Genomic DNA, 21,360 nt, shown 5'->3' on the forward strand with positions numbered 1-21,360 from the left:
GAGCGTTTCGCCGAGTTGAGCGCCCGGGTCAACGCCCTGCCTCTGGGCTCCGGGGCCCTGGCCGGGCACGCCCTGGGCATAGACCGCGATTTCCTGGCCGAGCGCCTGGGTTTCACGAAAGTCTGCCCCAACAGCATGGATGCGGTGAGCGACCGCGATTTCGTGGTCGAGTTCCTGGCCGACAGCGCCCTGGTGATGACCCACCTGTCGCGCCTGGCCGAGGACCTCATCATCTACTCCAGCACGGGACTGCGCTACGTGGGCCTGAGCGACCGCTACACCACCGGCTCCAGCCTGATGCCGCAGAAAAAGAACCCCGACTCGCTGGAGCTGGTGCGCGGCAAGACCGGACGGGTGCTGGGCAACCTGGCCGGGCTGCTGGCCACTCTCAAGGGCCTGCCCTCCACTTACAACAAGGACCTCCAGGAGGACAAGGAGCCCCTGTTCGACACCTTCGACACCCTGGAGCGCTCGCTGCGGATCGCCGCGGGCGTGATGGAGACCCTCACGGTCAATGTCGAGTCCATGGAGCGCTCGCTGGATGATTTCCTGCTCGCCACCGACCTGGCCGACTATCTGGTGCGCAAGGGCCTGCCGTTCCGCAAGAGCCACGAGGCCGCCGGGCGCGTGGTCAAGGCCTGCGAGGAGCGCGGGGTGGGCCTGCGCGAGCTGCCGCTGGAGGAATACCGCGAGGTGAGCGTGCTGTTCGAGGCGGATGTGTTCGACTCGCTCAATTTCGCAGGCTCGGCCGCCAGCCGCAACGCTTTCGGCGGCACAGCGCCCGAGGCGGTGGAGGAGCAGTTGCGCCTGGCCGAGAAGGCCCTGGCCGGGTGCGGAGGAATTCAGTAGGACCAAATTAAATGATTTGCAGTGGGGCACGGCATGCCGTGCCCTCTTTGTTTGTATTCAATCCCCCCGCTCTCCCCCCCTTTTTCAAAGCAACTATGTTGCTTAGTGGGGGCAAATAAACGGAGCCTCACTGTTGGTCAAGGTTAACGGTAGTTACATTTGAATCTGCCAAGACCTTTACCCACAGGAGGCTCCTATGAAGAAGTATAATCAGATTATCCCTGCGGGGGAAACGGTTTTTGTCGGGATCGACCTGCATCGTCTCAGTTGGCATATAACGGTAATTTGCAGTGGGGAGGTGATATTCAGCGGAGCACACCCCCCAGAGCCGGACAAGTTGTTGAACTTTTTGAAACGTTACCAGCCTAACCGGATCGAGGCCGTGTACGAAGCCGGTTACTTCGGCTTCAGTTTGTACGAACTGCTGAATGGATCGGGCGTCCAGTGTACAGTTACGCCGCCGACCCTGTTGCTGGAGTACGGCAATCACGTGAAGACTGACCGGCGCGACAGCCACAAGCTGGCATACCTATTGTCCAAGCGAATGCTCAAGGCGGTCTGGATCCCCGGTCCGGAACTGTGCGCACACCGTCAGGCCTTGCGCAGACGGCAGCAGTTAATGGGCGACCGTGTACGGGTTCAGCAAAGGATAAAAAGCGAACTGTGTTTTTTCGGTCTCTCGATTGCCAACCCCCGTGGGCCGTGGACTGAAAGCTTTTTCAACCGGCTCAAAGAGATTGTGTTTGACAACTCGTATATGAAGCTGAGTTTTATATCTTTGCTGAATGAATACGAATACCTGAACCACTTGATCGAGCAACAGACTCAACTACTGAAAGAACTTGCAGCCAGTGAACCTTACGTCGAAAGAGTCAGGCTTCTCAGGTCTGTTCCGGGCATCGGACTGATCAGTGCGATGTTCCTGCTCCTTGAACTGGGGGATATCACCCGTTTTACAAGAGCTGAACAACTGGCGGCCTATGTGGGCCTGACCCCTTCCCAGTATTCCAGCGGAGAAAATGTCCGCATGGGCCGTATCACCAGGTGCGGTAAAAGCGAGCTTCGCGCTATCCTGACCGAAGCTGCCTGGACCGCGATAAAGAAAGATTCCGAACTGCGGGAGGTTTACGAGAACCTTAAATTCCGGCGCGGAGCGAAAAAAGCCATTGTAGCCGTTGCCCGTCGCCTTCTGCTGCGTTGCAGGCGTGTGCTCCTCGATGGGACACGCCCTATCGCCTGCCGGTCGCAGCCTGACTGTTGAATCCTGAACCGCCCAGCAAACCCGAGCGTATTGAGAGGACGGCGTTGCCCCCCATGTGTGCTGAAATGTTTAACTTCAGGCCACGATCAAAGGCTGTCGCCTCTCTCCTGTAATACCTCGAATCAATTGCATATGGCTCCGTCAACACGGAGGCCATGAATAGCAGATTGGCCGGATTCAGAGTCTAAAGCTCTTTTACATGCTTTCTCCTTGACCACGCACATAGCAGGGGGGAATTGTCTCCCGGCACCTTGCTTTTCAGCCGTTCCAGCACCTGCCCGGCAAACGCGGTCAGGCTGTCATCCCGCGCGCCCAGCACCAGCACCACATCCCCCTCCACGGCCCGTCCTGCGATAAACGGCGCGGCCGCGGCCCGATCGGCGAAAAACACGGCCTCGCGTCCCAGGGCGCTCACACGCTTGGCAAGGTCGGCGCTGGAGATGTCGCGGCTGGCCGTGCCCCCGGCATAGTAGACCTCGGGCAGAATGAGAACGTCACGCGGCCGCAGGCAGGCCCCGAACACCTCCACCAGCTCCTCGAACTGGAACCGCAGCGGCCCGTAGCCGTGGGGCTGGAACACCACGAACAGCCGTCCCAGGCCGGTCCAGCTTTCGAAAGCGCCCAGCACGGCCCGCACCTTGGCCGGGTTGTGCGCGAAATCGTCGATCACGCTCACCCCGGCCGCCTCGCCCACCAACTGGAAGCGCCGCGCTGTGCCGCGGAACCCGGTCAGCACGCGGGCGAAATCCTGCGCCCTTGCTCCCACCGCCTCGGCCGCGGCCAGGGCGGCCAAGGCGTTGGATACGTTATACAGTCCGGGCAGCGGACAATGGTATTCCACGCCCTTGACCCGGAAGCGCGAGGAGAACCGTCCAAGCTCCAGCCCGTCCGCGCTGTAGTCGGCAGGAGCGCCCTGGGCTGAGAAAGTCACCACCCGCGGCGCTCCGGGGCCGGTTGGGCGCGGAAGGCGTATCACGTTGGGGCAGTCGGCGTTCAGGACCAGGGTTTCGCGGGTCTGGGCGGCGAAAGTGGCGAACATACGGGCCAGGGAGTCCAGCTCGTGGTGGTCGCGCTCGATGTTCAGGATCACTCCAACGGCGGGATAATAATCCACGATGGTGCCGTCGCTTTCGCAGCTTTCCACCACGCAGAGGTCGGACTTGCCGGCCAGGGCGTTGCCCGTGGTGGGGCCGCTCCTGTAATTCACCAGGTCCGCCCCGGCGATCAGCGCCGGGCTGAACCCCAGCTCGGTCAGGGCGTAGGCGCAGAGGGCCGTGGCGCTGGATTTGCCGCTGGTGCCGGAAAAACAGACCCCACGCGAGGTGTTGACCAGGGCGGCGAGCAGAGCGGGACGGGGAATCACAGCCAGGCCCAGCTCACGGGCGCGGGCGTAGTCCGGGGTGTCCTGCTCCACCGCGGCGCTCACCACCACCCCATCCAGGCCCGCGCTCACTCCGGAGCCGTCCTGCGGGAACAGACTGATGCCCTGGGCCGCCAGACAGCCGAACAGGGCCGGGCTTTCGCCGCGGTCGTTGCGGCGGTCGGAGCCGGAGACAGCCACGCCGCGGCTGACCAGCACCTGGGCCAGGGCGCTCATGCCGCTGCCGCCGATCCCGGAGAAGAAAAGTTTTTTGAGTGCAGAGGGCTGGATGGACATAATGCCTCAGCTTGATTTCAGATCGATGAGTTGGACTCAAATAGAAATAATGTTCTTTCGGTCATGCCAAGCAATGTCCGGTTAGGAACTTGCAGTGAGAAGCCGAAAGACCCTTTTCTGCTTTGGTTTCGGCCAAAGCAGCAAAGCCAGCGGGGGCCGCAAACTCGTCCACACCATTACTCCTCTTCTGACTGTGGTGTGCCCGAGGATTATCTCCGCTCCCGCGTTGCAGCGGCGGCGCTGCCGCGAATCGCCGCCGGACAGTACAGCAATTTGAGCCCTGGCCGTTTTACGCTCGATAACACGCTGCCCTGGCGGGAGGCTCAGACAGGTGCGGCCCCCCAAAGGCAACAGCGGCGGCCTGTCAGCGGCGCGGGGCTTGGCTTTGACCCAGGATCGAATCATTCCGATACGAACACTGTGTTCGACCATGACATTCTATGCAAAAACCTAACCGGACAAAGCTGGTCATGCCCGAAAGCACCAAAGGGCGTGGGGGCCGCAAATATATAGTGCGCGAGGTGTCAGGTTCCTTGAGGGTTGAGGCTGCGTTCTCCAGGCGGCCCGCAGGGCCGCCGGGGGCCGTATGTCTGAGCCTCGCCTGGAAGAGCGGAGTACCCGCACCGTGCACACCGAAGCCATTTTGAGCCTCAAGGCCCGGCGGGCGATTCGCGGCAGCGCCGCCGCCGCACCTCAGGCAGCGTGCAGGAGTTTCATGCACACCACGGGTGCCAAAGTCGCTAAGGCCCGGGCGAGTTTACGGCCCCCCAATGGCTTCTGGTTCTCTTGGCCGTAACCCAGAGAACAGAAAAGCCTTTCGGGCACGGCACGCCGCGCCCCTAAAACCGTAGAACAGTTCAGCGTCCGCAGCCCCGCGCGCCGCTCAGGCGCTCCACGGCAAGGGACACGCCCACCGTGACCGTGGCCCCGACAGCCACGTACCAGGTCCAGGGGACTGTATGAGCCCGCAGCACCAGGCTCACCGCGGCCAGCCCGGCCAGAACCCCCACGGTCAGGGCGTTGAGGCTTTTAAGCCGGGTGAAAAAGCCTAACAGGAACAGGCCCAACAGAGGCCCATAAGTGACCGAGGCCACGGTCAGGCCAGTCTCGAGCACCGGACCCCAGTCCTTGGCCAGCATGGCTATACCGCAGAGCACCACGCCCCAGAACAGGGTGAACCAGCGGCTGACCCCCAGGTAGTTGTCCGCGGCGTGGGCCTCGCCCCGCAGGGGCTTCAGGATATCCATCACCGCGCTGGAGCTGAACGCCTGCAACGCCCCGCTCAGGGTTGACATGGCCGCCCCGAAGATCGCGGCGATAGTGAGTCCCGCGGCTACGGGCGGGAAATGGTTAACTATGAAATGGGGGAAGATGCGGTCCGATTTGTCGAAGGGCACAGCGGGCGGGTGCGCCTGGTAGAAATAGAACAGCAGCACCCCGATCAACAGGAACACCGCGAACTGCGGGATGATGATGAAGGCCGAGCCGACCAGGGCCTTGCGGCCGTCCCGCAGGCTGCGGCAGGTCAACAGGCGCTGGGCCAGCACCTGATCCGTGCCGTGGGAGGCCATGCCCAGGAAAGTGCCGCCCACCAGCCCGCTCCAGAACGTGTAGGTGCGGCTGAGGTCGAGACCGAAATCGAACACGCGCAGCTTGCCCGCGGCCTGGGCCGTGGCCAGCACCGGGGCCGCGCCCTCGGGGAACATCCCGGCCAGGATCACCAGGGCCAGCACCGCGCCGCCCAGCATGATCGCGCCCTGGATCACATCGGTCCAGATCACCGCGCTGATACCGCCGGCCCAGGTGTAGAAAATCGTGACCGCGGCCATGATGAATATCGACCAGCCCACGCCGTCGAGGCCCAGCACGGCCGAGAGCACGAGCGCCGAGGCGAACAGACGCACACCGTGGCCCAGCATCTGCGAGATGAAAAAGAGCCCGGCCGCGATGTTGCGCGCCCGCGGCCCGAAGCGCCGGGTCAGGTAGCCGTAGACCGTGTAGGTTTCCTGGCCCAGGAACGCCGGCAGGAAAAACAAGGCCAGGATCACCCGCGCCACCAGGTAGCCCAGGGTGATCTGCAGGAACCGCATGTCCCCGTCAAAGGACATGGCCGGCACGCCGATGAAAGTGAGCACGCTGGTCTCGGTGGCCACGATGGAGATGCAGACCGCCCACCAGGGAATATTCCGGTTGCTCAGGAAATAGGCCCGGCTGTCGGTCTGGAAGCGCGCCAGGTAGACCCCCAGGCCCGACATCAGCACAAAGTAGAGCCCCAGGATGAACAGGTCAGGCGTGGAAAGCTGGAACATGCACAGGCCTCGCGCGGACAGAAAGTTCCGTGGCCGGCCGCGGATACGTGCCGGAAGAGCGGGTCAAATATAAAACAGGCGGGCTTGCTGCTGCAACCACGCTGTGGGAGGAATATGACACACTCAGGCGGTGCCGGTCTGCTGGATGTTGCGGGAGGTGGGTTTTTCGCGATAGGTGCGCAACAACTCCTGGTAGCTGCGGGTGAAACTTTCCAGAGCGTCCAGGATGTTTTCCAGTTCCTTGACCTTGAAATCGACTATGCAGTCGCGGCGGAACTCGTAGTTGCCGTACTTGGTGAAGAAATAGTCGAAGATCAGGCGGATTGTGGACAGCTTGTCATGGGCGTCATCGGAGAAATTCACCAGGTACTTGGCGTTCTCCAGATTGACCATGGCGCGCTGTATGTCCTGGTAGACCCGCTGGGAATCGACCAGGTTTTTCTCGATCTTTCGCATCGAGTCAGCCCCGATTGTTTACATACATATAATGCAAACTATACAATAAATTATAATCTTTAAACGCCGAATGTCAAGACCCCGTCCACCAAAAAGTATACCTCGAAACTCCCCTTTGCTCAACAAAAATCGCACAGCCGGCAGGGAGCGGTTTTTTCCTGAAAGCCTGTTTCTGATAAGAGCATGACAAATAGAGAATTAGGTTTTGGCGGCAAAACGGGAAAACTGAGGAATCGAATGAAGCGCACGCAGTGGGAAAAATGTCGGGGAAAAAAGCAATACTAAAACCCTTCGACCGGATCAGGTCAGGACATTCCCAAGCAGGGAGGCCGACCGGTCAAGGGGGCTGGCGATCAGAAGCAGCATCTCGGTGCTGACAGCGGTTCCGCAGCGGGCGCAGACAAGGGTTGTCAGGCCCTCGGCGCGGGCGCGCTCGAAGAACTCATCGAAATCCGACGGAGCCAGATGGCCGAGGTCACAAGCCGGGCACATGTTTCTATCCCTTCCCTGGGAAATTTGACGTCCCTGTGCATGCCCATCTCTAACATATTATTCTTCGGCCGAACTGGAAAGAACTTTAGACAATAAACCACCGCCGCCGCAACCCTTTGCAGGCTGTGGCGCTGCGATGGAATATTGCATTGAGTGTTTATTCCCGTCAATAGGAACGAGAGCTGACCGCCGCGGCTTAGCCGCAGCCGCAACCGCAGCCGCAGGAGCTGTCCGGGTCGTCCGTGGCGGCGCGGTTCAGACCGGCATCCCGGACATCCAGCCGCAGAAGGTAGACCTGGCGCCGCAGGGCACGCACCTGGGTGAACGCCGCCAACCCGAATGCGCCGAGAACGAGAGAGAGCAGAGTCAAAGCGGTCATGCCGTACCGTCCTTTCCAGTGGAGCGCGCGCCCCACGCGGGCCGGCCCCGGATATGTTGTCGCGGGGGAGGGCTCCCCCGAATCTGTCAGTTTTTGGTTTAATACCTGACAAAATAGTATAGTTGAATCCGGTGCTAAGTCAAGGCAGGAGAAAAGAAAAGCCTCATTCAACCGTCCCCGGCAGCGCCTCCAGCAGGCCGCGCAGAGCGGCCAGGCCGAATAACAGCCCGCTCGCGAGGACCATCAGGCGGTTAAGGCGGGTGAAGCGCGCGTTGGGGGCGGCTCCCGGGGCCAGGTGGCCGTTCAAACGGTTGACCGCCGCCTGGACCGGCAGCACGGCCAGGATACCGAACAGGCAGAACAGTTTCAGAAATCCGGGCAGGAGCATGGAGAAATATTGGATCAGCAGGAAAAGCAGGGCCTGCCGTCCGGGGCGGAACCCCGGCTCCAGGCCCGCCTCTTCCATACGGTCGGCGATAAGATGGAACAGCGGATAGGTGAACGCCACCAGAACTAACGAGCGCCAGAAAGGACAGACCCGCAGTCCGGCCTTGCGCTTGAGGTAGTACCAGTTGGCGAAGAACCAGAAGTGCAGATACAAAAGGTAGGAGAACATGGACATCAGGGCGAGCTTTCTGGTCGAGACCGGGTAGAAAACCGCCTGATCCGGGTTGCCCTGCTTGTCAGCCTGCTCCATGCTGCCGCGCCTCAGTCGAAATCGGTGGGACGGCCGGGCTCGCGATGATGCCTGAACACAAGGTCGAGCTGGCGGGGCGTGGTGCGGCCCAGCGACAGGGGCGGGAATTCCTCCTCGCCGAAGAACCCGACCTCGGTGGTTTCCAGGCTGGTGCGGGCCGTGCCGCCGGTCAGCTCACAGAGGAAAATCAGTTTCCAGATGTGGAACGGGTGCGGCGGCGAGTGCGGGTCGACCCGGCGGTCGACCACTGCGGCCAGCTTGACCGCGCGGGTCTCGAAACCGCTTTCCTCCAGGATTTCCCGCTCCACTCCGGCCGCGGGTGACTCTCCGATGTCGGCGAACCCGCCCGGCAGGGTCCACAGCCCGTCCAGGCTCTCCCGGACGAACAGCAGGCGCTCGCCGTGGAACACCGCCCCGCGCAAGTCGATCTTGGGCGTGGCGTAACCGGTCTCCTGCTCAAACAGGTCCTCGATGCGCCGGATGCTTGTGTTGCAGCCATCCGCCATGATCTCGGCCGCGAGCTGGCGCAGGGCCTGGAAACGCTCGATATCGTAGGGGTTTCGGCTGAAAGCCAGCCCGTTCTGGGCGATGGCCTGGATGCGGCTGGCCCAGTCAAACCATCTCGGTTCCACTTATGAGGCACCTCAGCGGCGCGGCCACTGTCGATCGCGGGCGCCGCGGCAAAAGCTTTCAGGGTTTGCGTCCGCCGAACACGGTCAGCTCGAAGGCCTTGAACCAGCAGTCCACGTCCTGGAAGCCGATCCGGCGCAACCAGTCGAGCTGGGTCTGAACCGGGGCGAGGATGTTGGCCGCCTTGTCCGGGCGGTGGAAGTAGCCCCCGGCGATTTCCTGGCGGGTGTAGGAGCTTCCCGAGCGACGGTGGTATTCGTAGAGGGCGTCGATGAACCAGTCATCCGCCACGGCCTGGCCGGCCGGGCTGGCGCTGGCCACGTGCTCCAGGTGCAGGAACAGTCCGCCCGGGGCGAGCAGCTCGAACAGCTCGGCGTATATTTCCCGCTTGCGGCTGTCGTTCTGGTGGTGGATGGCCAGGCCGGAGACAATGATATCGAAACGCGCCTGCGGGCCCAGGCAGTCCCTCCAGCCGGGCAGGCCGAAATCGGCGCTCACGAACCTGGCCCTGGCGCTGTCGCCGCAGCGTTCGCGGGCCGCGCCCAGCATGGCCTCGGAGAAATCGAGGAACACACCCTCGGCCGCGGGCGATACCTGCCAGAGCGCCCGCCCCAGGACACCATCGCCGCAGCCCAGGTCGAGGAAGGATTGGAAGTCTGGACGCCAGGCGCGGGCCAGGTGCAGGATTATCCCGATCTGCTCGGCGGCCAGGGGGATCGCTCCCCGCACTCCCTGCAGGTATTTGGCGGCCAGCTCCGGAGTTTTCCAGGCTGTGCCGAGGCAGCTTTCGTCGCTCACGATCCTGTCCGGTTTTAGGTTTTGATTGAAACTTAAAAATAACAGGATATTACCGATAAATCACGGAAATCTTTTCGAGAAATCGGCCTGTTGTGAAGGAGTTCCCTTATCACATCAGGCTGGCCGGGTCGCGGTCCAGGGTGACCCGGCAGGCCCCGGCCGCGGGAGGCTTGAGGCGCCGGGCCAGGAACTCCCCCAGGCTGCCGATCAGCTCCGGCTCACGGCTCTTGAGGATCAGGTGTCGCCGCCAGCGTCCGCGCAAGCGTTCCAGGGGGCAGGGCGCGGGGCCGAGGAGAGTAAGCCGGTCCTGCAGGTGCTTGCGCTGGATGAGCGCTGCCACCAGTGCGGCGCTATCCCCGGCGAAACGCTCCACCACCGGCTCCTGCTCGCCGCTGAATATCACGTTGAGCAGGCGCACGTAGGGCGGATAGCCCGCCTCCAGGCGCACGGCCAGCTCGCGCCGGGCGAACCCGGTGTAATCGTGGTGCACCGCGGCGCGCACCGCCGGATGTGCGGGGTTGAAAGTCTGGATCAGCACCTCGCCGCCCCGCTCGCCGCGTCCGGTGCGCCCGGCCACCTGGGCCAGGAGCTGGAAAGTGCGCTCCGTGGAGCGGAAATCGGGCAGGTTCATGGCCGTGTCGGCGTTGACCACCCCGACCAGGACCACGTTCGGGAAATCCAGGCCCTTGGCGATCATCTGGGTGCCCACCAGGATATCCGTGGCCCCGGTGCGCAGGCGCTCCAGGATCTCGTGGTGCGACCACTTGCCCCCGGTGGTGTCCAGGTCCATGCGGTCGACCACGCGCTCGGGGAAAGCCTCGCGCAGGGCGGACTCCACCTGCTCGGTCCCGGCCCCGATCCGTTCCAGGGAGGCCGAGCCGCAGGCGGGGCAGACCTCGGGTGCGGGTTGCTGGTGGCCGCAGTAGTGGCAGAGAAGGCGGCCCAGGCGCTTGTGCACGGTGAGCGAGATGCGGCAGTTGGGGCACTCGACGATGCCGCCGCAGTCGGGGCAGAGGACGAAATTGCTGAAACCGCGCCGGTTAAGAAGCAGCAGCACCTGCCCGCGGGCCTCCAGGGCGAAACCGATCTCCTTGAGCAGGGCGGGCGTGACACCGTTCTTGTCCGAGCCGGTCCAGCCGTGGCGCAGGTCGCCCAGGCGCACCTCGGGCAGGAGTCGGCCGGCGACGCGCTCGGGCAGGCTCAGGCGCACGACGTTGCCGCTCTCGGCCTCGGCCCAGGTTTCCAGACTGGGGGTGGCCGAGCCCAGGACCACCGGGCCCCCGGCGGAACGCATCCGGCGGATCGCCACATCCCGGGCATGGTAGCGCGGGGTGAGGTCGGTCTGCTTGTAGGTGCTCTCGTGCTCCTCGTCCAGGATGATCAGGCCCAGGTTCTCGAACGGGGCGAACACGGCCGAGCGCGGCCCCACCGCCACCCGGTAGCGCCCGGCGCGTATTTCGCGCCAGATGTCGTAGCGCTCGCCATCCGACAACCCGCTGTGCAGCACCGCCACCCGGTCGCCGAACACGGCCCGGAACCGCGCGGTGGTCTGGGGGGTGAGGGCGATCTCGGGGACCAGGACCACGGCCTGACGGCCGGCCGCGAGCACCGGGCGCAATATCTCCAGGTAGACCAGGGTCTTGCCGCTGCCGGTCACGCCATGGAGCAGGAACACCCGGTGACAGTCGAGGTCGCGGCTGATCGCGGCGATCACCGCGGTCTGGGCCGCCGAGGGCGTGGGGTGATCGTAGGGCGGCAGGTCCAGGCTCTGGAACGGGTCGCGCAGACGGCGCACCTGGGTGATGCGGGCGAGGCCCCTGCCCGCCAGAGTCCTCACCACCTCCGGGCTGAAACCCATCTGGCGGCTGAGGAAGGCCGCCTCCACCGGGTGGGCCAGGCCGCTCAGGTAGTCCAGGCACTGGCGCTGACGGGGGCTGCGGCGCAGGAGGCGCTCCAGCTCTTCCGCCTCGGGCAGAGGGGCCACGGCGCTGACCAGAGAGTCGGTCTTATCGGCTGGCACGCGGGGCAGGCAGTCGCTCAATGTGACCAGCCCGGCGTTTTCCAGGACAGTCAGTGCCCGCTGAAGGGGGCCGGCGTCCAGCTCATCACGCAGGCTGGAAACCCGGGCCTTGCCCCGGGCCTGCAGGAGTTCTATCAGGCGTCCCTGGGCCGGAGGCAGACCGGTGGGCGGGTCGGCCTGGGCCGCCTCGCTCAGGTGCACGGTGCGATCGCCCACGCGAAGGAAAGGGCCAGGAACCACCGAGCGAAGGGCCTCGCCCGGCTCGCAGAAATAGTACTCGGCCAGCCAGGCGATCAGCTCCAGCAGGTCGGGGGTGAGCAGGGGACGGTTGTCCAGGGAGGCGCTCAAGGCGCGCAGGCGCACGCCGGCCGGCACGGGCAGGCCGGGGCCGGTGACCAGGCCGGTGAGGAGCTTGCGCCCCAGGGGCGCGCTCACCCGGCAGCCCGTCGCGGGCGGGATTTCCCAGTCGGAGGGGACGCGGTAGGTGTAGGGTCCGCCGCCGGGGATGGGAAACAGGACCGCCACGCTGCGGCCGCTCTCCGGCGTCTCAGTGCTCATCGGCCCCCTCGGACGGAGAGAGAAAGTCTTGCAGGGACATTTCGGCCAGACGGGTCAGGTCGGCAGCGTTCAGCATCCGGCGGGCGGGGATGTCCAGGTCGGCCCCGGACCAGATCCGCCGGGCCCCGGCGCCGGCCGGGCGGCCGCTCTCATCCAGGTCCGCGACACGGCCGCAGACAACATCCACAGGCACACCGGCGGCTTCGGCGCGGGAGAACACCCCGGAGAGCACCTTGCCCCCCAGGCTCTGCGAGTCGAACGAGCCCTCGCCGGTCAGGACAATGTCGGCCCCGGCCAGGGCGGAGTCGAAACCGGTAGTCTCCAGCACGTAATCGATCCCGCGGATCAGCTTGCCGCCCAGGAAAGCCAGCACCGCCGCGCCCATCCCTCCGGCGGCCCCGGCCCCAGGCGCTGCGGCGACCTTGTGCCCCAGGTCCCGCTCGAAACGACGGGCCAGGCGCTCCAGGCCCAGCTCCAGGCGCTCGATCATGGCCGGGGCGGCCCCTTTCTGCGGGCCGAACACGCGGGCCGCGCCCAGGGGGCCGGTGAGTGGGTTGGTGACATCGCAGAGGGCGCGCACCGGAAGTCCGGCCAGGCGCGGGTCGGCGCCGGAGCGGTCGATCCGGGCGATCTTGCCCAGTATCCGTCCGCCCTCGTACTCCAGGACATGGCCGTGGCGGTCGAGGAAACGGAAGCCCAGCACGCGGGCCATCCCCACCCCGCCATCCACCGTGGCCGAGCCGCCCAGGGTCAGGCAGAGGCTTGTCGCCCCGGCGTCCAGGGCCGCGAGCACGGCCAGTCCCAGGCCACGGGTGCCGGCCACCCAGGGGTTGCGCTCGGAGGGAGCCAGAAGGTCGAGGCCCGAGGTGCGGGCCATCTCGATCAAGGCTTCGCCACCCTCCAGCAGCCCCAACTCGGCCTGGAGCGGGCGCTCCAGCGGGTCGCAGGCCGCAAAGCTCAACCGTCGCCCGCCCACGGCCTCGAACAGCACCTCCAAGGTCCCCTCGCCGCCATCGGCCAGGGGACAGCAGAGGACCTCGGCCCCGGGGCACACGCGCTCGGCCGCTTTCTGCCAGGCCCGGCAGACCAGGCCCGCACTGAACGTGCCCTTGAAAGAATCCGGGGCCAGAACGATTTTCATCCGTGCCTCAAAGTGAACAGAATGGGAAAGCTTGTGACTTCTTCGAATTAAACAAAGACAGCCAAGCTGGCGGACGTTCTGTAGGGGCATTCATGAATTGCCCCCTACGTGTTTCCGTACAGCCTGCGAGACCACGTGAGGACTTCCACCATAGCCGGTCAATGTAGGGGCGGACCCATGTGTCCGCCCGGTCGCACACGCGGGTGCGACCCTACATGAACCGAAGCACATCGGGCGCACCGAGACATTAAAGGGGTATCAGGCGCGGCGCCACTGCAGGCTGCCAGTGGCGAAAGCCCGGATGTCGAGGCTGTCGCTGCGTCCCTGCCCGAAATGGTACAGCGCGGTGCGGGCGATCATGGCGGCGTTGTCGGTGCAGAGCGCCAGGTCCGGGAACACCACCCGGAGGCCCTCCTCAGGCGAGCGCCGGTCGAGGGCCGCGCGCAGGGCACGGTTACGGGCCACGCCCCCGGCCACGATCAGACAGGCGGCCCCGGCCTGACGGCAGGCGCGCAGGGACTTTTCCACCAGCACCTCCACCACCGCGGCCTGGAACGAGGCGGCAAGATCTGCGACAGAGGTCTCCAGGGAGCCGGTGGTTTTCTGGCGCTCCACCTCGTGCAGCACCGCGGTCTTGAGCCCGCTGAAACTCAGGTCGAGAGAGGGATCGCGCAGCATCGGGCGCGGCAGGGCGAAAGCGCGCGGGTCGCCGCCAGCGGCGGCTTTCTCGATCAGCGGGCCGCCGGGATAGCCCAGGCCGAGCATCTTGGCCACCTTGTCGAACGACTCTCCCACCGCGTCATCCCGGCTGCGCCCCAGTACGGCGTAATCGCCCCAGCGGGCCACTTTCACCAGCAGGGTGTGGCCGCCCGAGACGAGCAGGGCGACAAAAGGAGGGGTGGGCGGGTCCTCCAGCAGGAGGTTCGCCATCAGATGCGCCTCCACGTGGTTCACCCCGACCAGCGGCTTGCCCAGGCTGAGGGCCAGAGACTTGGCCGTGCAGATACCCACCAGAAGCGAGCCGATCAGCCCCGGTCCCACTGTGACCCCCAGCAGGTCGATGTCCCGCGGCGTGACCCCGGCCTCGGCGAACGACTGCTCCAGCATGGGCAGCAGGGCCTGGAGGTGCGCCCGGCTGGCCAGTTCCGGGACCACTCCGCCGAAACGCTCGTGCTCGAGCTGGCTCAGAACCAGGTGGCTCAGCAGATGGCTTTCGCCCTCCAGCAGGGCGACCGAGGTTTCATCGCAGGAGGTTTCGATACCCAGGGTCAGCATGAGGCCATTATATCCATAAGAAGGATGGAGGTTCTTTGTCAGGATGAAAGCTGCATGGCGCGCAGGCGCTGGACAATGTCGGCCACGGCCTCGACCGTGCGGTCGATCTCGGCGGCCGTGTTGCCCCGTCCGAGGCTGAAACGCACCGAGTTCTGGGCCAGCTCCGGGGCCACCCCCATGGCGGTGAGCACGTGAGAGGGCTCCAGCGAGCCGCTGGCGCAGGCCGAGCCGCTGGAGGCCGAGATGCCGCGGGAGTCGAGGCCCAGCAGGATCGCCTCGCCCTCCACCCCCTCGAACGACAGGTTGAGCGTGTTGCTCACCCGCTTGTCGGGGTGGCCGTTGAGGTGCACACCCTCGACACGCCCGAGGATGCCACGGTGGAGGCGCTCGCGCAGCTCGAGCTGGAGGCGGTTACGGCTTTCGAATTCCGTCCGGGCCAGGTCGCAGGCCGCGCCGAAACCGACAATGCCAGCCACGTTCTCGGTGCCGGAGCGGCGCCGCCGCTCCTGGCCGCCGCCCAGCATCTGCGGCTGGATCTCCACCCCGCGGCGGACATAGAGCGCGCCCACGCCCTTGGGGCCGTAAATCTTGTGCGCGCTCAGGCTCAGGAGGTCGATTTTCAGCCGGCGCACGTCCAGCGGCACGCGCCCGGCGGCCTGCACGGCATCCACGTGGAAAGTCACTTCACTCTCACGGCAGAGCGCTCCGGCCTGTTCCACCGGCTGGAGCGTGCCCACCTCGTTGGATACGGCGATAAGACTCACCAGGACGGGCTTGCCGCCCTGGAGCGCTTTCTCCAGTTCGTCCAGGACGAGACAGCCGAAACAGTCCACGGGCAGGCTTGTCAGCTCGCAGCCCAGCCGCTCCAGGCGCTGCATGGGCCGCAGCACGGCATGGTGCTCCACCGCGCTGGTCACCAGGCGGATGGAGCCGCCGCTGGGGGGCCGGGATTCGGCGGCCCCGCGCACGGCCAGGTTGTCGCTCTCGGTGCCGCCCCCGGTGAAAACGATTTCCTCGGGCGCCGCCCCGACGAGCCCGGCCACCTGGGCGCGGGCGCGGTCGATCGCGGAGCGCGCCGCCCGTCCCTCGGCGTGAATACTGGAGGCGTTGCCGAAATTCTGTTTCAGCCAGGGCAGCATCGCCTCCAGCACCGGCTCGGCCAGGGGCGTGGTGGCGTTGTGGTCCAGGTAGACTCTTGCCTGTTCAGCCATCGTTTATCTCTCCCCTCCATCTCAGCAGGGCGGAACCGGCCGCGCCGGGACCGGGGCAATATACTCAGGAGCGGCCGGGGCTGGCAATAGGCTCGCGGCGTTCACGGGCGGCTGCCAGCAGGTCGGCCAGAGTGAGGGAGTCGAGGTACTCGCGGACCCGCCGTCCCAGGCCCTCCCAGAGCAGGCGTGAGACACAGTCGCCGGCGCCGGCGCAGTCCTCGGCCCCGTCGCTTTCCCTGCAGCGGGCGAACACGATCTCGCCCTCGAGGGAGCGGTAGACCTCGCCCACTGTGATCCCCGACGGCCTCCGTCCCAGCACGTAGCCCCCGCCCGGGCCGCGGCGGGCCTCCACCAGACCGTCCCTCTTCAAGCGGTTGAAAAGCTGCTCCAGGTAGGCCAGGGAGATGTTCTGACGCCGGGCGATCTCTTTCAGGCTCAGCGGCCCAGTCTCGTTGGCTGCCAGCTCGAGGATCGCCCGGATACCGTAATGTCCGCGCGTGGTCAGGCGCATGGTCAACGGCCGGGGGTGTGGGTTTGGCGAATGAAATCCGGATGGGGAAATCTACATTTTCCGAGTGATCTTGTCAACTTTTGCGACAGGCCGGTCAGGGGATGAGTTTTTCACTCTCGATGCTGCGGTATTTCTCGACGATGCGGAATATTTCCGGGCCGAACGGACTGTCTGGGTTGAAGCGCATGTACAGGCGGAGAGCATCCACCGCTTTCTCACGTTCCCCGAGGCGGTTGTAGGCATCGGCCAGGTTTAGCTGGAGCACGGGGCGTCCGGGGTCGATGGCCAGCGCCCGGTTGAGGTAGTCCAGGGCCACGGCGGTATGTTCGTTGGCCAGGTAGAGCGCACCCAGCATCAGCCAGGCGCGGGCGGTGTCCTGGGGCGTCTCGGTCAGGTAGCCGACCCAGCGGACGGAGTCGGCCGGCACGCGGAACTGGCTCTGCAGGGCCATGACCACCTCTTTCACCTCGGCCGGCTGTTCTGTTTTCACGCGATTGCAGGCCCCGGAGGACAAGACCGCCAGAGTCAGGGCCAGCAGAATCCAGGTTGTCGCACGCAGCTTCATTCCACGATGTCCCAGGCGACGTAGTAGCGCCGCCAGATACCCTCCGGAGGCGTAAAGACGACCTTGTTGCGACGCAGGTCCTCACGCAGAAAGCTCCAGAACTTGCGGAGCATCAGCTTGGCCGTGTTGGCGAGGTCGACGGCGGTCAGGAAATCCTCGGGCTCGCCCTTTTCCACGAAGCGCTGCATGGACATCACGGCCAGGCTGTCGTGATGGGCGATCCAGGCGAGGTTATCGTAGAGCTCCTGGGCCGGAGAGTGGGAGATTCGGCGCTCCAGGACATCCCGGCGACGTTCGGCCATGTCGAAAGCCGGCTTGACCTGGGTCAGGAAAAGCTGCTCCACCTGCGCACGGTTCTCGACATAATTATTGGTAATGATCCGGCTCAGCTCGAAAAAGGCGGCCGTGGTCTGGACATAGTGCTGGAACAGTCCGCTCACCAGGGTCAGCTCGCCGCGCACGGCCATGTCGACCATTCCGGCCTGGCCCTGGTCCTCGACCAGGGGGGTGTTGTGGCTCGAACGGAACTCATCCCGCATGAGCTTGCGGTTTTCCATGATCTCCATGGCCCGGGCGCTGGAGACGTGTCCCTCCTCCACAACTTTGGGCGCGGCGGCCGCGGCCAGGCGCTCCTGTTCCTGCTGGCGCGCGCGCAGCCACCAGAATCCGGCGCCTCCGCCCCCCAGGACCAGCGTTCCCAGCAGAACGAGAAGCAGGGTCAGGTGGCCGGAGGAAGCTTTTTTCCCCCCGTTCCCGGAAGAGGAGGGCTTCGTTTCTCCGGAGTCGTCCTCGTCCCCGTCCTCCTGCCACTCGAGTTTGAAATCCTCGTCCATCTGTACGCTCCGGCTTGACAATTCCTGTCCAGCCACGGGTAGATTTTTCTCGCACAGGGTTCACGTTGCGACCCGCTCAGCCGGGGCCGCTGCCGCTGCTGCGGCCTAAAGAGCACAATTTGCTCGACTTAAATTTATTCGCCGTTCCCGCAACGGCCCTGCGGCATGCGTGGTACGGAACTTGCTTTTACCACGCTCGAAACCACGCTGACCCTCCGGGAGCCTCCCGGCACAGGGCTCAGATCACAGCCGACCACGGAAACCAGGGAGGGTTCCGGATGCCTTTGACTCGCGCCTCGACAGCCTGAGGGCTGCCCCCTCTTCTTTATCGAACGGAATGGACTGATGTTTGAGTAAAATCCGCATCACTTCGGGAGCTTTAAATGACAATCACCACCCATGAAATTGACGACATCGCTGTCGCCGAGGTGAAAGGCCAGATCAACTTCCAGAACACTCAGACTCTGAAAGAGCTGTTCACGCAACTGGAAGCGGCAAACCACAAAAGGATTGTGGTTGATCTGAAGGAAACTGAGTATATCGACGGCTTCGGACTGAGCGTCCTGGTCAATCTCAGCCGCGGGATCTACAAGGACGGTGGCTGCCTGAGCCTGTCCAGCCTGAACAAGGAGCTGAAGAGAATCTTCAGCAAGACCAAGCTGGACCGCTGGTTCGAAATCTACGAGACACGGGAAGAGGCTTTCCGCAGCCTGCAGCAGAACGGCAAGCGGCGCAAGAGAGCCTGACACGCTCGTGTCAACCGGCCCTGTCTCAACGGATCGACTTGGTGAACCCGGCCTTTTGGGCATCCTCCTCGGTGTTGAAGTAGACCCGGAACTCCTCCGGAATCTTGTCGTAAAAGACGCTCGACGGCAGATGGTAGACCTTGGTGGCACGGTTGCCGATAATCCGGCCGCTGCGGGTCTGCTGAGCCGTACCCGCAGCCTGACCCTGCAATGTGCTCTGGTCCGCCTGGCCCGCCGACGCCCCGTCAAGGGGCGCGGCCGGGGAGGCCGCCAGGCCGCCCGATCCACGCAAATGTTCCAGCAATAAGGCCCGCAGCTCGGTAAGCTCCTGCTCCAGGCGGGTCACACGCTCCTGCAGCGTCCCGGACGGGGCGGGAGCGTGTGACTGTTCCGCCGCCGCAGCAGTGCCGGCTTTCGGGCCGGAGCCGGCTTTGGCCCCGCCGAGCGGGCTCAGCAGGTCCTCGCGGATGAAACCGATCTTGGAATCCGGCAGGCGCACCCGGTACCAGTTGCCGCGCTTGATGAATTTTTCCAGTTTCTGCCCGCGAAAAGCCTTGCCCACGATGTCGTAGCCCATGCCCGGACCCTCGCGCAGGTTGGCGTAGCGCCCTTTCACTGTCACGTAGCGCCCGTCCAGCCCATCCCCGGCCGGCTGTTCCTCCGCTGGGGCGGTCTGGGGGCTTTCGCTTTCGGCGGTCGGGGCCGCACCGCCCTCTGCGGCCAGCTCGCGCACGCTGAACGGGATCACCCAGCCCTCGAACCCGCCGTAGCTCACCAGGTAGAACGAGTCCTCGGCGGCCAGAAGGTTGAGCCGGGAGCCTTTTTCCAGGTACTTGATGATGGGCGAGGAGATGGAGTGCTCCTTGAACATCGGCGCTTTTTCCTGCACCACCTGGAGCTGACGGGTTTGGGCGGCCAGCGGAGAGACGGCCGCCGCGGCGATCAAAAGCAGCAGCCCCGACAGGCTGATCCGGTGGACCAATTTCAACCCGCCGCAGCCTGATTTGCAGACGGCCCGGAAATACTGAGGTAGCACCCGCAAAATACCCTCCGCGTTTTTGGTGTATATGTGCCAGTCCGCTGCACTGAGACGATTCGGTCAGTAAGCCCCGGAATATCCCTATTTACTGTAATGGGCACGCCGCAGGTTGGCAAGAATATCCTTGAACGCAGTGACGGAAAAATAAATTGACTAAAAAGTCTAAAATCTTGACTTGCCGCTTGTATTCAATATCGCGATGTTTTATAATTGCCTATCGGCACTTAAAACGGTTGGCGCGCGGCGAGTTCAGAGCAGGCGGACGATGGAAGAAAACCAGGTTATCGACATACTGGCCAACGTGTTGGCCAGCAACGACAAGTGGCGCAAGGAGGTGGAGAGCAACATAATCCTCCAGAACACCTTGGAGGAGTTGTTCTCAGACCCGGTGTTTGTCGAGTTGCTCCAGCACGGGCTGATTCCCAAGTTCCAGAAGACCTACCTGCCGCATTTCCGTGCCGTTGAGCTGATCCTGGCCGTACGCGAGGTGGTGCGCCAGATGTATGAGGAAAACGCCGAAGCCGTCACAGTCGACCGTCAGCTCGAGGATTTCCAGCTAAAAATTACGGACAAGTTCGAGCTTCACGCTGAGATCGATGTCAAGAGCGGGTTGCAGGGCGCCCTGAAAGATTTGGAGAGACTGCACGCGCTCTACCGCGACAACCCCCAGTTTTCCGCCCGTCTGGACATTTTCCGCCTGCTGGTCCTGCCGCTGGAGGTCGAGCGCGACGGGGAGCAGCTGTACCAGCTCCTGGTGCTCGAGAACATCCGCCCGCCGCGACAGGCCTGGGCCGCCGGCCGCTGAGACCGGAGCTCCGCCTACAGTTTCATCTCCCGCACGGCCGCGAACAGGGCCTCAATGTTGGCTGTTGGTACATCCGCCATCAGGTCCTGGTCCGGGCCCACCACATAGCCGTGCGGCCCCAAAGTCCTGACCGTCTCGATAACCGCCTGCCTCACTTCCTCCGGACTCCCCTCCGGCAACACCCCCTGCGTGCTGATCCCCCCGTGGAACGCGATCCGTCCCTTGAAGCGCGTGGCCAGCTCCGGTGCGCTCATCCCGTCGGCGCTCACCTGCACCGGGTCGAGGATATCAATCCCGCAGTCGATCAGGTCATCTATGATCGGGTGCACCGAGCCGCAGGTATGGTACATCACACGCAGCCCGAAGGCGTGGGCCTGGTCGGCCAGACGTTTCAGGTGCGGCTTGTAGAAAGTGCGGAACATGCCGGGGCTGACAAAGAGCGAGCTCTGGGCGCCGAAATCGCTGCCGAAATAGTAGATGTCCAGATACCGGGCGCAGGCCTCCAGATAGGCCCGGTTGAGCTCCAGGAAGCAGTCGGTCAGGCGGGCGACCAGGGCCGCTATCAGCTCCGGGTCGGCCAGCAGGGCGACCAGATAATCCTCCTCGCCCAGCATGGAGCGCGAGTGGGTGAAAATGCTGGCCCAGATACCGCCGTAGACCGCCAGGCCGCTGGCGTGGGCCTCGGCGGCGCGCTCGCGGCACTGGTCCAGATCGAGGATGGCCGGGCCGGGCCAGACGATCCGCTCCACCGCCGCGGGCCCCGCGGCCCCGGCCAGCACTGGCTCCACCACTGCCTCGCTGTAAATCCCCTGGTACTCCACTTTCCGCCAGCGGCTGCCGAACATGTCATAGAAATGGTCCGGGGCGCTGTCGGTCCGGAGCAGCTCGCGGCGCCAGACCGGGCCCACGTGAAGGGCGTCCGAGCCGAAATGCCGGGCCAGGTCGAGGGCGGACTCCAGGCCAAGCTCGTCGCGCAGACGGGCCAGCACCGGGGCCTCGGCGCGGAAAAAGCAGGGCGGGCGGTCGAGGTCGCGGCCATCCAGGGCGCGGAGGAATCTGTCACGGGAACCGAGTGAGGTGGACATTCCGTTGCCTTTAGAACCTGATGCCCAGGCTGAAAAGGTGGCT

General features: G+C 64.5%; 21 protein-coding genes and 1 pseudogene. 4 read left to right on the top strand and 18 right to left on the bottom strand.

The features are described from left to right. Positions 1 to 849, top strand: an 849-nt coding sequence (argH, locus tag LLH00_06315; protein MCE5270883.1) for an argininosuccinate lyase, incomplete at its 5' end; no start/stop codon positions are given. 196 nt (positions 850 to 1,045) lie between these two features. Beyond that, the gene (locus LLH00_06320) at positions 1,046 to 2,110 is read left to right on the top strand and encodes an IS110 family transposase (GenBank protein ID MCE5270884.1); all 1,065 of its coding nucleotides are present in this window, start codon (positions 1,046 to 1,048) and stop codon (positions 2,108 to 2,110) included. 184 nt (positions 2,111 to 2,294) lie between these two features. Here the strand turns inward: LLH00_06320 and LLH00_06325 are convergent, their stop codons facing one another. The 16 genes and pseudogenes from LLH00_06325 to LLH00_06400 all read right to left on the bottom strand — a co-directional run bounded on the left by LLH00_06325 (position 2,295) and on the right by LLH00_06400 (position 17,642). Then, positions 2,295 to 3,767, bottom strand: a complete 1,473-nt coding sequence (locus tag LLH00_06325) for a Mur ligase domain-containing protein (GenBank protein ID MCE5270885.1) — start codon at positions 3,765 to 3,767, stop codon at positions 2,295 to 2,297. Positions 3,768 to 4,624: 857 nt separating this feature from the next. Further along, the gene (locus LLH00_06330) at positions 4,625 to 6,076 is read right to left on the bottom strand and encodes a sodium:solute symporter (GenBank protein ID MCE5270886.1); all 1,452 of its coding nucleotides are present in this window, start codon (positions 6,074 to 6,076) and stop codon (positions 4,625 to 4,627) included. Positions 6,077 to 6,199: 123 nt separating this feature from the next. After that, positions 6,200 to 6,532, bottom strand: a complete 333-nt coding sequence (locus LLH00_06335; GenBank protein MCE5270887.1) for a hypothetical protein — start codon at positions 6,530 to 6,532, stop codon at positions 6,200 to 6,202. Between the two features lie 300 nt (positions 6,533 to 6,832). After that, positions 6,833 to 7,024, bottom strand: a complete 192-nt coding sequence (locus LLH00_06340) for a hypothetical protein (GenBank protein MCE5270888.1) — start codon at positions 7,022 to 7,024, stop codon at positions 6,833 to 6,835. A gap of 196 nt (positions 7,025 to 7,220) precedes the next feature. Further along, positions 7,221 to 7,403: a cytochrome c oxidase assembly protein COX16 gene (locus LLH00_06345; protein ID MCE5270889.1), complete on the bottom strand. Its 183-nt coding sequence runs from the start codon at positions 7,401 to 7,403 to the stop codon at positions 7,221 to 7,223. 163 nt (positions 7,404 to 7,566) lie between these two features. Further along, positions 7,567 to 8,100, bottom strand: coding sequence for a hypothetical protein (locus LLH00_06350; protein MCE5270890.1), 534 nt, complete (start codon positions 8,098 to 8,100; stop codon positions 7,567 to 7,569). An 11-nt stretch (positions 8,101 to 8,111) separates the two neighbouring features. Next, positions 8,112 to 8,732 (bottom strand): NUDIX hydrolase, encoded by a 621-nt coding sequence (locus tag LLH00_06355; GenBank protein MCE5270891.1) that lies wholly within the window; start codon positions 8,730 to 8,732, stop codon positions 8,112 to 8,114. A 58-nt stretch (positions 8,733 to 8,790) separates the two neighbouring features. Continuing rightward, positions 8,791 to 9,528 carry a class I SAM-dependent methyltransferase gene (locus LLH00_06360; protein ID MCE5270892.1) on the bottom strand — a complete coding sequence of 246 codons (738 nt, stop codon included), beginning with the start codon at positions 9,526 to 9,528 and terminating at the stop codon, positions 8,791 to 8,793. A gap of 109 nt (positions 9,529 to 9,637) precedes the next feature. Continuing rightward, positions 9,638 to 11,386: a primosomal protein N' gene (gene priA / locus LLH00_06365; protein ID MCE5270893.1), complete on the bottom strand. Its 1,749-nt coding sequence runs from the start codon at positions 11,384 to 11,386 to the stop codon at positions 9,638 to 9,640. 393 nt (positions 11,387 to 11,779) lie between these two features. After that, positions 11,780 to 12,106: pseudogene (locus LLH00_06370) on the bottom strand (hypothetical protein). Beyond that, positions 12,096 to 13,247, bottom strand: a complete 1,152-nt coding sequence (locus tag LLH00_06375; protein MCE5270894.1) for a glycerate kinase — start codon at positions 13,245 to 13,247, stop codon at positions 12,096 to 12,098. The pseudogene LLH00_06370 and the gene LLH00_06375 overlap by 11 nt, the downstream one beginning before the upstream one ends. Positions 13,248 to 13,505: 258 nt before the next feature. Then, the gene (gene tsaD, locus LLH00_06380; GenBank protein ID MCE5270895.1) at positions 13,506 to 14,522 is read right to left on the bottom strand and encodes a tRNA (adenosine(37)-N6)-threonylcarbamoyltransferase complex transferase subunit TsaD; all 1,017 of its coding nucleotides are present in this window, start codon (positions 14,520 to 14,522) and stop codon (positions 13,506 to 13,508) included. Positions 14,523 to 14,560: 38 nt separating this feature from the next. Then, positions 14,561 to 15,733 (bottom strand): aminotransferase class V-fold PLP-dependent enzyme, encoded by a 1,173-nt coding sequence (locus LLH00_06385; GenBank protein MCE5270896.1) that lies wholly within the window; start codon positions 15,731 to 15,733, stop codon positions 14,561 to 14,563. Positions 15,734 to 15,797: 64 nt separating this feature from the next. Beyond that, positions 15,798 to 16,244, bottom strand: a complete 447-nt coding sequence (locus LLH00_06390) for an Rrf2 family transcriptional regulator (protein ID MCE5270897.1) — start codon at positions 16,242 to 16,244, stop codon at positions 15,798 to 15,800. A 94-nt stretch (positions 16,245 to 16,338) separates the two neighbouring features. Next, positions 16,339 to 16,809 (bottom strand): tetratricopeptide repeat protein, encoded by a 471-nt coding sequence (locus LLH00_06395; GenBank protein ID MCE5270898.1) that lies wholly within the window; start codon positions 16,807 to 16,809, stop codon positions 16,339 to 16,341. Next, positions 16,806 to 17,642, bottom strand: a complete 837-nt coding sequence (locus LLH00_06400; protein ID MCE5270899.1) for a hypothetical protein — start codon at positions 17,640 to 17,642, stop codon at positions 16,806 to 16,808. Before LLH00_06400 ends, LLH00_06395 begins: the two co-directional genes overlap by 4 nt. A gap of 383 nt (positions 17,643 to 18,025) precedes the next feature. Here LLH00_06400 and LLH00_06405 point away from each other — a divergent pair, with 383 nt between their 5' ends. After that, positions 18,026 to 18,388 carry an STAS domain-containing protein gene (locus tag LLH00_06405; GenBank protein ID MCE5270900.1) on the top strand — a complete coding sequence of 121 codons (363 nt, stop codon included), beginning with the start codon at positions 18,026 to 18,028 and terminating at the stop codon, positions 18,386 to 18,388. 25 nt (positions 18,389 to 18,413) lie between these two features. On the opposite strand, the gene LLH00_06410 is transcribed toward LLH00_06405, so the two are convergent. After that, positions 18,414 to 19,370: an SH3 domain-containing protein gene (locus LLH00_06410; protein ID MCE5270901.1), complete on the bottom strand. Its 957-nt coding sequence runs from the start codon at positions 19,368 to 19,370 to the stop codon at positions 18,414 to 18,416. A gap of 322 nt (positions 19,371 to 19,692) precedes the next feature. Between LLH00_06410 and LLH00_06415 the strand changes: the two genes are divergently transcribed. Beyond that, a complete protein-coding gene (locus LLH00_06415) occupies positions 19,693 to 20,232 on the top strand; it encodes a hypothetical protein (protein MCE5270902.1) in 540 nt (179 codons plus the stop codon). Positions 20,233 to 20,246: 14 nt separating this feature from the next. On the opposite strand, the gene LLH00_06420 is transcribed toward LLH00_06415, so the two are convergent. Then, positions 20,247 to 21,317, bottom strand: a complete 1,071-nt coding sequence (locus tag LLH00_06420; protein MCE5270903.1) for a hypothetical protein — start codon at positions 21,315 to 21,317, stop codon at positions 20,247 to 20,249. Positions 21,318 to 21,360: the final 43 nt, after the last annotated feature.

The organism is bacterium (assembly GCA_021372515.1).
Classification (GTDB): domain Bacteria; phylum Gemmatimonadota; class Glassbacteria; order GWA2-58-10; family GWA2-58-10; genus JAJFUG01.

Coding starts and splice junctions, on each gene's coding strand:
- LLH00_06320 (MCE5270884.1), top strand. CDS start 1,046: ATGAAGAAGTATAATCAGATTATCCCTGCGGGGGAAACGGTTTTTGTC.
- LLH00_06325 (MCE5270885.1), bottom strand. CDS start 3,767: ATGTCCATCCAGCCCTCTGCACTCAAAAAACTTTTCTTCTCCGGGATC.
- LLH00_06330 (MCE5270886.1), bottom strand. CDS start 6,076: ATGTTCCAGCTTTCCACGCCTGACCTGTTCATCCTGGGGCTCTACTTT.
- LLH00_06335 (MCE5270887.1), bottom strand. CDS start 6,532: ATGCGAAAGATCGAGAAAAACCTGGTCGATTCCCAGCGGGTCTACCAG.
- LLH00_06340 (MCE5270888.1), bottom strand. CDS start 7,024: ATGTGCCCGGCTTGTGACCTCGGCCATCTGGCTCCGTCGGATTTCGAT.
- LLH00_06345 (MCE5270889.1), bottom strand. CDS start 7,403: ATGACCGCTTTGACTCTGCTCTCTCTCGTTCTCGGCGCATTCGGGTTG.
- LLH00_06350 (MCE5270890.1), bottom strand. CDS start 8,100: ATGGAGCAGGCTGACAAGCAGGGCAACCCGGATCAGGCGGTTTTCTAC.
- priA (MCE5270893.1), bottom strand. CDS start 11,386: ATGGGTTTCAGCCCGGAGGTGGTGAGGACTCTGGCGGGCAGGGGCCTC.
- LLH00_06375 (MCE5270894.1), bottom strand. CDS start 13,247: ATGAAAATCGTTCTGGCCCCGGATTCTTTCAAGGGCACGTTCAGTGCG.
- tsaD (MCE5270895.1), bottom strand. CDS start 14,522: ATGCTGACCCTGGGTATCGAAACCTCCTGCGATGAAACCTCGGTCGCC.
- LLH00_06385 (MCE5270896.1), bottom strand. CDS start 15,733: ATGGCTGAACAGGCAAGAGTCTACCTGGACCACAACGCCACCACGCCC.
- LLH00_06390 (MCE5270897.1), bottom strand. CDS start 16,244: ATGCGCCTGACCACGCGCGGACATTACGGTATCCGGGCGATCCTCGAG.
- LLH00_06395 (MCE5270898.1), bottom strand. CDS start 16,809: ATGAAGCTGCGTGCGACAACCTGGATTCTGCTGGCCCTGACTCTGGCG.
- LLH00_06400 (MCE5270899.1), bottom strand. CDS start 17,642: ATGGACGAGGATTTCAAACTCGAGTGGCAGGAGGACGGGGACGAGGAC.
- LLH00_06405 (MCE5270900.1), top strand. CDS start 18,026: ATGACAATCACCACCCATGAAATTGACGACATCGCTGTCGCCGAGGTG.
- LLH00_06415 (MCE5270902.1), top strand. CDS start 19,693: ATGGAAGAAAACCAGGTTATCGACATACTGGCCAACGTGTTGGCCAGC.
- LLH00_06420 (MCE5270903.1), bottom strand. CDS start 21,317: ATGTCCACCTCACTCGGTTCCCGTGACAGATTCCTCCGCGCCCTGGAT.